The organism is Rodentibacter sp. (assembly GCF_057314195.1).
Genome location: NZ_DBHLAM010000030.1, coordinates 23,187 through 33,740, shown reverse-complemented (window position 1 = coordinate 33,740; position 10,554 = coordinate 23,187). Strand labels below are relative to the sequence as shown.

The following is a 10,554-nucleotide window of genomic DNA, read 5'->3' as shown; positions in this document are numbered from 1 at the left end:
AACGTCAATTCCGTCAATTATGGATTGCACGTATCAACGCAGCGGCTCGTCAAAACGGTTTATCTTACAGCAGATTTATCAACGGTTTGAAAAAAGCATCTGTTGAAATCGACCGTAAGATCCTTGCCGATATCGCAGTATTCGACAAAGTCGCATTTGCTGCATTGGTTGAAAAAGCAAAATCTGCACTTTAATTTTTAAAGTTTAGATAAAAAATAAGGACGCTCATTTGAGCGTCCTTTTTTGTCTTGATTTCCATAAGCTTTATTTCCGTAAGTTTCATTTTCGTAAGTTTCAGTGCGGTGTCGAAACAGCACCGCATTGAATTTAACCTTCTCCCCTTATTTAAAAGAGAATGAAGTTACATTTTTTCGACGGTTTTAATGCCGAGCAAATCTAACCCTTGTTTTAAGGTTTTTTCGGTTAATAATGCCAATTTCAAACGGCTTAATTTCACCGCCTCATCTTCAGCATTTAAAATTGGGCAGTGTTCATAGAAAGAAGAAAATAAGCCGGCAAGTTCATACAAATAAGCGCAAAGCATGTGCGGTGTGCCTTCCTTTCCAACGGTTTGTACTGCTTCTTCAAATTGCAGCAGTTTAATCACAAGGGCGCGTTCTTTTTCGTCAACGAGCATTAACGGCGCAGTCGAAAGTATGCTTGGTTCGACATCGGCTTTATTGAAAATGGAACGAATTCGGGTGTAAGCATATTGCATATAAGGCGCGGTGTTACCCTCAAAGCTTAGCATATTGTCCCAATCGAATACGTAGTCGGTGGTGCGGTTTTTAGAAAGATCCGCGTATTTCACTGCACCGATAGCCACAGCCTCAATAACCGCTGCTTTTTCTGCATCGGATAAATTATTATTTTTTTCGTTAATGAGCAGGGTTGCGCGTTCAATGGACTCGTCTAATAAATCCGCTAATTTCACCGTACCGCCGGTGCGGGTTTTGAAAGGTTTGCCATCTTTGCCCAGCATCATTCCAAAATTTTTGTGTTCAAGGGAAAAACTATCCGGCACATAACCCGCTTTACGGGTAATTAACCAGGCTTGTTGCATATGTTGGCTTTGGCGCGTATCAGAGAAAACCAACGCGCGATCCGCTTTTAAGGTTTCATAGCGATATTTTGCGGCCGCGATGTCGGTAGTCGTATAAAGAAAGCCACCGTCTTTTTTCTGAACGATAACACCCATGGCGTCGCCTTCTTTATTTTTGAACTCGTCCAAATAAACCACAAAGGCACCATCGTCTTCCACGGCTAAACCTTGTTTTTTTAGATCTTCGACAATACCCGGCAGCATAGGGTTGTACAGGCTTTCGCCCATTACGTCTTGTTCCGTGAGTGTTACATTTAAACGATCATAATTGCGTTGATTTTGTTGCATCGTAATATCAACCAAGCGTTTCCACATGGCGCGGCAATATTCGTCGCCGCTTTGCAATTTCACCACGTAATGACGGGCTTTTTCGGCGAATGCTTCATCTTCATCATAATGTTTTTTCGCTTCGCGATAGAACGCTTCCAAATCTTGCAATTCCATTTCGCCGGCCTGTTCGTTTTGCATTTTTTCAAGGTAAGCGATCAGCATACCGAACTGTGTTCCCCAGTCGCCCACATGGTTTGCGCGAATGACGTGATGACCTAAAAACTCCAAGGTACGCACGACGGCATCACCGATAATCGTGGAACGTAAGTGACCCACATGCATTTCTTTTGCAACATTTGGCGAAGAGTAGTCGACGACGACGGTTTGTTTTTGTGCCGCCTGAATGCCGAGGTTCTCCGAGAGCACCGCATTGGAAGCTTGTTTTGCAAGCCACGCGGAATTTAAGAAAATATTAATAAAACCCGGACCGGCAATGTCTAATTTTTCCGCAATATCGGAAAGGTCGGTCTGCTGCAAAACTTTTTGGGCAAATTCGCGTGGATTTGTGCCTAATTTTTTTGCAGCAGCCATAATGCCGTTAGCCTGGTAATCGCCGAACTGGGCTTTGCCGGATTGGCGCACCATTGCGTCACAAGATTCGTCCGCGCCGGCGGCAATCATTGCTTGTTTGATTTTGTCGGATAAAATGGATTGAATATTCACGGGTTTTCCTAGTTCAAAATTGAATAATAAAAATAATCGGCTATGATACCGTTCTTTATTGATTTATCAAAGGAGCAATATGACAAATTTAGATGGAGATTTGGCTGCACTTCAGGCAGATTTGAAGGATTTTGAACAAAAAATTCAACAACTTGCCGGCGAAATGGCAGTTAATTTATCTGACTATGAAATTGATCATCTTGCGTTACGCGTCAATAGCGAACAAAATGCCAAAAATTGGCAGACGGTTTTATTAAAGTGCGGTAAAATTTTATCCGACAATGTTGTCAACGGGCGGCCTATCTATTTAATTCAATTGGAGAGACCGCTTGTTTTTGCGGGGCAGTTTGTCGATATTATTGAGTTGCCTTTTCCTAAAAATAAGCAATATCCCCAAGAAACTTGGGAACATATTGAAATCGTTATGCCTTTTTTAACCAATGAATCAAATCAACAATGGATTAAAAGGATAAACAACCAATTTTTATGGCAACGTTCGCCCCGACTGACGACGAAAATTAGTGAACCTAAGGTGGAAGGCGAGCGATTGCCGAATCCTTCTATTGCGGTTAGTTTTGCGGATAAATCGGTAAATCACACCTGCATTAAAGTTCACCCTTACTCGATTAAAAAAATACTTGAGGTTTAATATTATGAAAAAAATCACAATAGCATTGGCGCTTGCCATTACATTAGGCGTGACCGGTTGTGCAAACACCGATATTTTTAGTGGCGACGTTTATTCTGCGGATCAAGCGAAAGAAGCGCGTTCAATTGAATATGGTACGTTGATTTCCGTTCGCCCGGTGAAAATTCAGGCGGATAATAAAGGCGTGATTGGTACCGTCGGCGGCGGTGCACTCGGCGGGATTGCGGGGAGCGCAATCGGCGGCGGTCGAGGTCAGGCGATTGCTACGGCGGTGGGTGCGGTTGCCGGTGCGGTTGCCGGTAGTAAAATCGAAGAGAAGGCCAGCCAAGTAAACGGCGCAGAATTGGTGATCAGAAAAGATAATGGCAAAAGTATCGTAGTGGTGCAAAAGGCGGATTCTCGCTATGTTGCGGGAAAACGTGTGCAAATCGTCGGTGGTTCGACACTGAACGTTTCCGTCATTAATTAAACAAGTTAAAACGAATCCTGTAAAAAAAAGCGAACCTAATGTTCGCTTTTTTTATTTTTGTATTCTTGTCATCATTTATGTCTGATTGCCGCTCTCTGCTTAAAACAGCACCGCATTGAAACCTCGACTGTTGGCGGATTTTATCGGGCATTCAAAATAGCACCGCATTGAAGCTGCCTACAATGCGGTGCTATTTGGACACTTCAACTTAATTCCGCAGACAAATTTTTTCAAATTCTTGAAAGAACGTCGGAAAGGTCTTTGCCGTACATTTTGGATCTAAAATCGTGACCGGCGTGTTTGACAGCGCGACTAGGGCAAAACACATCGCCATACGGTGATCATTGTAAGTGGCGATTTTGGCATGCTGGAATTGATTCAATGGGAGCGGTTGAATACGAATAAAATCTTTCCCTTCTTCCACTTCAGCCCCCAATTTACGTAGTTCCGTTGCCATTGCCGCTAAACGATCCGTTTCTTTTACGCGCCAGTTATAAATATTGCGAATAATCGTTTCTCCTTCGGCGAATAAGGCCGTCGTGGCGATGGTCATTGCCGCATCGGGGATATGATTCAGATCTATATCAATGCCGTGAAGTTTTGCATGCTCTGCTTGAATGAAATCTTCGCCCCAGGTGATTTTGGCGCCCATTTTTTCCAGTACGTCGGCAAATAAACGATCGCCTTGAATCGAATTTTTGCTGATACCGGTCACTTTTAGCTTGCCTTTAATTGCGCCGGCTGCAAGGAAATAAGAAGCAGAAGACGCATCGCCTTCCACCAGATATTTATCCGGCGAAAGGTAGATTTGATTGCCTTTAATGTAGAATTTTCGATACGCTTGATTTTTAACGTTTACGCCGAAATCGTGCATCATGGCGAGTGTGATATCGATATAAGGCTTGGAAACCAATTCGCCGACAATCTCAATTTCTGTATCGTTTTCTGCCAGCGGCGCTGCTATTAAGAGCGCGGTTAAAAATTGCGATGAAATGGAGCCGTCGATTTGTACTTTCCCCCCCTTAATGCCGCTGTTACGAACGGCTAGCGGCGGGTAGCCCGGATTTTCTAAATAACGCACATCGGCGCCGGCTTGAACGAGTGCATCGACTAAATGCAGAATCGGGCGCTCTTTCATACGCGGTTCGCCAGTCAAAATTACTTCGCCTTCAGCTTTTCCTTTTAAGCAAAGCGCTGCCGTTAGAGGGCGCATTGCAGTGCCGGCATTGCCAAGGAAGAGGGAAAGCCCGCCTTGTACATCAAATGCACCGCCTTGTCCTTCGATTTCGCAAATGGTTTTGTCGGCGGAAAGCCGGTAATTTACGCCGAGTGCTTTTAGGGCGTTAAGCATGTGGCGAATATCGTCGCTGTCCAATAAATTCGTTACTTTTGTTGTACCTTTGGCAAGCGCGGCTAATAATAATGCGCGATTTGATAAGCTTTTGGAGCCGGGTAAATTGATCGTGCCTTCAACGGCATTGATTGGTGCTAAGGTGATTTGTTCCATTACAGTACCACCGTTTTATTTTTATAGACGAAAATCCTGTCGTGCAACGCGAGATCCAATGCGCGACTTAACACGGTTTTTTCCACGTCACGGCCGGCGCGCATCATGGCGTCGGCGCTATAAGTGTGATCTACGTTAATCACGTTTTGCATAATAATCGGCCCTTGATCTAATTCGTTATTAATGAAATGAGCTGTTGCGCCGATAATTTTCACGCCGCGTTCGTAAGCTTGCTGATAAGGTTTCGCACCGATAAAAGCGGGCAAAAAAGAATGGTGAATGTTAATTACACGGTTTGGATAACGTTCGACAAATTCGGGATTTAAAACGCGCATGTACTTGGCTAATACGATGTAGTCCGGTGCATATTCGTCGATGTGTTCCGCCAGTAATTTATCGTGCTCGATGCGGTTTAATCCTTCGTGACTAACAAGATGGAAAGGAATATTAAAGCGTTCGACCAGTTCGCGTAAATTATCGTGATTGCCAATAACCGCAGCAATTTCAATATTTAAAGCGCCATAATAATTTTTCATTAAAATATCGCCGAGACAATGGGCTTCTTTAGTAACTAAAATTACAATACGTTTACGTTTCCCATCAATTAATCGACAATTTGTACCTTCGGGTAAACTATATTTAAGATCTTCAAGTAATGTCGTTTCGTTAAAAATACCTTCAAGTTCGGTACGCATAAAAAAATGTTTGGTCTCAAAATCGACAAATTCATTGTTATGTAAGATATTAAGTTGATGTTTATAACAAATGTTAGTGATTTTAGCTATTAATCCCTTATCATCCGGGCAATCGGTAAGTAGTATTTTTTTTTCTATCATAATTAATTTTATATTCTCAAATATAAAAAAATAGAACCCATAAAATGGGTTCTTATTTTAGTTAAAATGATTAAATTTCAAAATCTGACAATGTTTTACCTTCATCCAACGCCTGTTGAATCACACGCGGAGTACGGCCTTGACCCGTCCAGGTTTTTTGTTTGCCATTGGTATCGATATATTGATATTTTGCAGGGCGTGGTTTATGTTTTTTACGCGCGTTTGTCGGTATAGCACTGATAATCGCTCTTAATTCTTCTTCGGTGATACCTTCTCGTTTAATTAATTCTTTATATCTGGCAATACGCTCTTTACGTTCATTTTCCGCCTGTTGGATTTTATCCATCTGTGTGCGCTTTTCAGCAACAGCCTCTTCAAATTTCTTTAATGAATTTTCAGCTTGTTCTAATGTTAAATCGCGAACGACAGCACGAATGCTACGAAGATTAGTAAAAACTTTAGTTAATTCAGACATAATAAACCTCTTAGAAAGACTATATGTAAATAAGGTGGTTTTATACTAGCGAAAATAAATCTTAAGGTAAACTTAAATTTCAAATAAATGCTGAATAATTTATTTGGTAAGCCATATTGATTAAATTGTTTAACAATTTTTATACAATATTTATTGATTTATCTCTCTGTTTATGTTGTAAAAATTTCTCTAATTCAAAGAATTTATTAGATTTTCTATGAATTTTACTGTAATCTTCACACCGACCCTATAAAAGTAGAGGTGCAATTTCTATAAGTATTTTTTCCGAGTGGATAACGATGACGAAAAAGGAAAGGAGAAATTGCCGAAATCGGTTAAAAGTCGTTTTGACCGGTTGGGAACGTATCCGAAAGGTGCGTTACTGTCATAGTGATCAACATCAACTATGGAGCGCTACGGTTAGGCGGATCACTTTAGTCCTTTTCTACCGTTGTCTCCATTATTTTAGGTATAACTTAATGGAACTTATCGATTATTCTTCCTCAATTTGGTCTGTTACCCCCGCATTGTTGGCGATTGTGCTGGCAATTGCGACGCGCCGCGTATTAGTCTCGTTAAGCGCCGGGATCATTGTCGGTGCATTAATGCTCAATGACGCGTCAATTTTTCCAACACTAACTTATTTAAAAGGTAATATTATTTCGTTGGTGTATAGCGACGGCGCAATAAATTCGAATATGAATATTGTCCTTTTCTTGCTTTTGCTTGGTATTTTGACCGCGCTTTTAACCGTTTCGGGCAGTAACCGCGCTTTTGCCGAATGGGCGCAAAAACGCATTAAAGGACGTCGCGGTGCGAAATTATTAGCAGCATCATTGGTATTTATTACTTTTATTGATGATTATTTTCATAGTCTTGCAGTGGGAGCCATTGCGCGTCCGGTAACGGATCGATTTAATGTTTCTCGCGCTAAATTGGCTTATATTTTAGATTCGACCGCAGCCCCAATGTGTGTGATGATGCCGGTTTCCAGTTGGGGAGCTTACATTATTACGCTGGTTGCCGGTTTATTGGCGACTTATTCCATTACCGAATACACGCCGATGGGTGCCTTCGTTGCAATGAGTTCTATGAACTTTTATGCAATTTTCTCTTTGTTAATGGTGTTTTTTGTCGCCTATTCCTCTTTTGATATTGGTTCGATGGCGCGTCATGAAAAGGCGGCGTTAGAGCATAACGATACTGAGTCTGAGGAAGAAACGGGAGCCAAGGGACATGTACGCAATCTCGTGTTACCGATTTTGGTACTTATCGTTGTAACCGTTTCAATGATGATGTACACCGGCGGTCAAGCATTGGCCGAAGCGGGTAGCGCATTTAGCGTACTCGGCGCTTTTGAGAATACCAACGTGGGCGTATCCCTTGTGGTAGGCGGCTCCAATGCGGTGCTGATTTCGACTCTGCTGATTTGGTTTGACCGTCAAGTGTCATTAGACGAATACGCTCGAGCTTGGATCGCCGGTATTAAATCGATGCTTGGTGCCATTGCGATTTTATTTTTTGCTTGGACGATCAATAAAATCGTGGGCGATATGCAAACCGGTAGATATTTATCTTCTTTAGTGAGCGGCAATATTCCGGTGCAATTCTTGCCGGTATTATTATTCATTTTAGGTTCAGCGATGGCATTTTCCACCGGTACCAGTTGGGGTACTTTCGGTATTATGCTGCCGATTGCCGCCGCAATGGCCACCAATACTGCACCGGAACTTTTGCTTCCTTGTCTTTCTGCCGTGATGGCTGGTGCAGTATGCGGCGATCACTGTTCGCCGGTGTCGGATACCACTATTCTTTCTTCGACCGGCGCAAGATGTAATCATATGGATCACGTTACCACGCAGCTTCCGTATGCGGTAACCGTAGCTGCGGCAACTTGTGTGGGCTATATTGTGGTGGGCTTTACGGATTCCGGTTTAGCAGGTTTCGCTGCTACGGCACTTTCTTTGGCAGTTTTAGTTTTTATTGTTAAAAAACGCTAAAAATGTGATCCAATTCAAAAAAACAAATAAAAAATAAAATTTTGTGATTTTTATAAAATGCGGCATAAAGTCGCATTTTTTTATTTTTAGCTTTTTATTTTTTTATATTCATCTTAATTTCTTATCTATTTTAGATTTTTATTCCAATTAATTGAGTGTTTTCTCGTGAGATGATGTTAGACAAAGCATTTCTAACTGCTATGATGGACGCCGTTGAATAAACCGATTTGCTTTTAAGCAGTATTTGATAAACAGCGCATCAATAAAACTATAGCTAAATTTGAGGAGAAAATGATGAAGAAATTATCCGGTGCGGAAATGGTGGTTCAATCGCTACGCGACGAAGGCGTTGAATATTTATTCGGTTATCCGGGCGGTGCGGTGCTGGATATTTATGACGCGATTCACACGCTTGGCGGCATTGAGCATATTCTGGTTCGTCATGAGCAAGCAGCGGTACATATGGCGGACGGTTATGCGCGTTCAACCGGGAAAGTGGGTTGTGTGCTTGTAACATCCGGTCCGGGGGCAACCAATGCGATTACCGGAATTTTAACTGCATATACCGATTCAGTACCGATGGTGATTATTTCCGGTCAGGTGATGAGTAGCTTAATCGGTCGCGATGCGTTCCAAGAATGCGATATGGTAGGAATTTCCCGTCCGGTGGTAAAACATAGTTTTATCGTGAAAAAAGCCGAAGATATTCCGGCAATTCTAAAAAAAGCGTTTTATATTGCCTCAACCGGTCGTCCCGGCCCGGTTGTGGTGGATATTCCAAAGGATACGGTAAACCCGAATATTAAATATCCGTACGAATACCCGAAATCCGTTGAAATGCGTTCCTACAATCCAACGCTAAACGGGCACAAAGGCCAAATCAAAAAAGCGTTGAAAGCTTTATTAGTGGTGAAAAAACCGGTGTTGTTCGTAGGCGGCGGTGCGGTTTCCGCGGAATGTAGCGAAGTATTAACGCAATTCGCACAACGTTTAAATTTACCGGTAACATCGTCTTTAATGGGGCTAGGTGTGTACCCGAGCACGGACAAACAATTCCTCGGTATGCTGGGGATGCACGGTACATACGAAGCCAATAACACGATGCACGAGAGTGATTTAATTCTCGGTGTTGGCGTGCGTTTTGACGACCGCACCACGAATAATCTAGAGAAATATTGCCCGCATGCAAAAGTTATTCAAATCGATATCGACCCGACTTCAATTTCTAAAAACGTACAGGTTTCCATTCCCATCGTTGGTAATGCGAAAAACGTGTTGGAAGAATTTTTAAGCCTATTGGGCGAAGAGGGCTTAAATCGGCCGCAAAATCATTTGGAAGAGTGGTGGAAACAAATTGATGTTTGGAAAGCGAAAAAGTGTTTGGATTTCGACCGCACTTCCGGTGTGATCAAACCGCAACAAGTGATGGAAGCGGTTTATCGTATTACCAACGGTGAAGCTTATGTAGCGTCCGATGTTGGTCAACATCAAATGTTTGCTGCATTGCATTATCCATTCAATAAACCGCGTCGTTGGATTAATTCCGGTGGTGCGGGCACCATGGGCTTCGGTTTGCCGGCCGCATTGGGGGTAAAATTAGCGCACCCTGATGCCGGCGTTGTATGCGTCACCGGTGACGGCAGTATTCAAATGAACATTCAAGAGCTTTCCACTGCAACCCAATACGGTATTCCGGTCGTGATTATTTGTTTGAACAACCATTTCTTGGGCATGGTAAAACAATGGCAAGATTTGATTTATTCCGGTCGCCATTCGCAAACTTATATGAATTCCTTACCGGATTTTGTGAAATTGGCAGAATCTTACGGTCACGTCGGCATTAAGATTGCGACGCCGGACGAGTTAGAAAGCAAATTAAAAGAAGCTTTCGACATTAAAGATAAATTAGTTTTTGTCGATATCAACGTGGACGAAACCGAACATGTTTACCCAATGCAAGTGCGCGGCGGGGCGATGAACGAAATGATTTTAAGTAAACCGCAAGGGGAGAACGAATAATGCGTAGAATCTTATCAGTTTTATTGGAAAACGAATCCGGTGCATTGTCACGCGTGGTTGGTTTATTCTCCCAACGCGCTTTTAATATTGAAAGCTTAACCGTTGCGCCGACCGATGATCCGACTTTATCGCGTATGACTATCGAGGCGGTAGGTGACGAACAAGTGTTAGAACAAATTGAAAAACAACTACATAAATTGGTGGATGTATTTAAGGTCATTAATTTAAGTGAACAGGAACATGTCGAACGCGAGGTGATGTTATTGAAAGTTCGCGCTACAGGTTCTTCACGCGATGAAATTAAACGTTTGGCGGATATTTTCCGCGGGCAAATCGTGGATGTGACACCAAAATCTTATACCATTCAATTAACTGGCACAAAAGACAAACTTGATGCTTTTGTGAGTGCCGTAAAAGAAGAAACAACGTTGTTGGAGATTGTTCGTTCCGGTTTGATTAGCCTATCACGCGGCGAAAAGAATATTCTTTAATTTCTCGTTATTA

The 10,554-nt window shown here is 42.4% G+C and carries 10 protein-coding genes and 1 riboswitch; of the genes, 6 read left to right on the top strand and 4 right to left on the bottom strand.

The window, feature by feature from the left end; genetic code table 11:
• On the top strand, positions 1–194 hold a 194-nt coding region (gene rplT, locus ACO59Y_RS04630), incomplete at its 5' end, for a 50S ribosomal protein L20 (protein ID WP_486131059.1).
• Positions 195–361: 167 nt separating this feature from the next.
• Here rplT and argS read toward each other — a convergent pair.
• Entirely contained in the window at positions 362–2,095 is a 1,734-nt protein-coding gene (gene argS, locus ACO59Y_RS04625) for an arginine--tRNA ligase (protein ID WP_486131057.1), read from the bottom strand.
• Between the two features lie 79 nt (positions 2,096–2,174).
• On the opposite strand from argS, the gene ACO59Y_RS04620 reads away from it, so the two are divergent.
• Both ACO59Y_RS04620 and ACO59Y_RS04615 read left to right on the top strand, forming a co-directional pair.
• A complete protein-coding gene (locus tag ACO59Y_RS04620; protein WP_486131055.1) occupies positions 2,175–2,744 on the top strand; it encodes a VOC family protein in 570 nt (189 codons plus the stop codon).
• A 4-nt stretch (positions 2,745–2,748) separates the two neighbouring features.
• Positions 2,749–3,213: an outer membrane lipoprotein gene (locus ACO59Y_RS04615; protein WP_486131053.1), complete on the top strand. Its 465-nt coding sequence runs from the start codon at positions 2,749–2,751 to the stop codon at positions 3,211–3,213.
• 208 nt (positions 3,214–3,421) lie between these two features.
• Here the strand turns inward: ACO59Y_RS04615 and aroA are convergent, their stop codons facing one another.
• The 3 genes from aroA to ACO59Y_RS04600 all read right to left on the bottom strand — a co-directional run bounded on the left by aroA (position 3,422) and on the right by ACO59Y_RS04600 (position 6,031).
• Positions 3,422–4,720 (bottom strand): 3-phosphoshikimate 1-carboxyvinyltransferase, encoded by a 1,299-nt coding sequence (aroA, locus tag ACO59Y_RS04610; protein WP_486131051.1) that lies wholly within the window; start codon positions 4,718–4,720, stop codon positions 3,422–3,424.
• Positions 4,720–5,556 carry a formyltetrahydrofolate deformylase gene (gene purU, locus ACO59Y_RS04605; protein WP_486131049.1) on the bottom strand — a complete coding sequence of 279 codons (837 nt, stop codon included), beginning with the start codon at positions 5,554–5,556 and terminating at the stop codon, positions 4,720–4,722. The genes aroA and purU overlap by 1 nt, the downstream gene beginning before the upstream one ends.
• Before the next feature lie 70 nt (positions 5,557–5,626).
• Positions 5,627–6,031: an H-NS family histone-like protein gene (locus ACO59Y_RS04600; RefSeq protein WP_486131047.1), complete on the bottom strand. Its 405-nt coding sequence runs from the start codon at positions 6,029–6,031 to the stop codon at positions 5,627–5,629.
• Positions 6,032–6,279: 248 nt separating this feature from the next.
• Positions 6,280–6,456, top strand: a riboswitch (Lysine riboswitch).
• 54 nt (positions 6,457–6,510) lie between these two features.
• Here ACO59Y_RS04600 and ACO59Y_RS04595 point away from each other — a divergent pair.
• The 3 genes from ACO59Y_RS04595 to ilvN all read left to right on the top strand — a co-directional run bounded on the left by ACO59Y_RS04595 (position 6,511) and on the right by ilvN (position 10,541).
• Positions 6,511–8,031, top strand: a complete 1,521-nt coding sequence (locus ACO59Y_RS04595) for a Na+/H+ antiporter NhaC family protein (RefSeq protein WP_486131045.1) — start codon at positions 6,511–6,513, stop codon at positions 8,029–8,031.
• 294 nt (positions 8,032–8,325) lie between these two features.
• Entirely contained in the window at positions 8,326–10,050 is a 1,725-nt protein-coding gene (locus ACO59Y_RS04590; protein ID WP_486131061.1) for an acetolactate synthase 3 large subunit, read from the top strand.
• On the top strand, positions 10,050–10,541 hold the full coding sequence (gene ilvN, locus ACO59Y_RS04585; protein ID WP_373602820.1) for an acetolactate synthase small subunit: 492 nt from the start codon (positions 10,050–10,052) through the stop codon (positions 10,539–10,541). Before ACO59Y_RS04590 ends, ilvN begins: the two co-directional genes overlap by 1 nt.
• Positions 10,542–10,554 lie beyond the last annotated feature (13 nt).

What these genes read in the sequence shown, in the direction of transcription:
- ACO59Y_RS04620 (WP_486131055.1), top strand. Translation starts at nt 2,175, where the DNA reads ATGACAAATTTAGATGGAGATTTGGCTGCACTTCAGGCAGATTTGAAG.
- ACO59Y_RS04615 (WP_486131053.1), top strand. Translation starts at nt 2,749, where the DNA reads ATGAAAAAAATCACAATAGCATTGGCGCTTGCCATTACATTAGGCGTG.
- aroA (WP_486131051.1), bottom strand. Translation starts at nt 4,720, where the DNA reads ATGGAACAAATCACCTTAGCACCAATCAATGCCGTTGAAGGCACGATC.
- purU (WP_486131049.1), bottom strand. Translation starts at nt 5,556, where the DNA reads ATGATAGAAAAAAAAATACTACTTACCGATTGCCCGGATGATAAGGGA.
- ACO59Y_RS04600 (WP_486131047.1), bottom strand. Translation starts at nt 6,031, where the DNA reads ATGTCTGAATTAACTAAAGTTTTTACTAATCTTCGTAGCATTCGTGCT.
- ACO59Y_RS04595 (WP_486131045.1), top strand. Translation starts at nt 6,511, where the DNA reads ATGGAACTTATCGATTATTCTTCCTCAATTTGGTCTGTTACCCCCGCA.
- ACO59Y_RS04590 (WP_486131061.1), top strand. Translation starts at nt 8,326, where the DNA reads ATGAAGAAATTATCCGGTGCGGAAATGGTGGTTCAATCGCTACGCGAC.
- ilvN (WP_373602820.1), top strand. Translation starts at nt 10,050, where the DNA reads ATGCGTAGAATCTTATCAGTTTTATTGGAAAACGAATCCGGTGCATTG.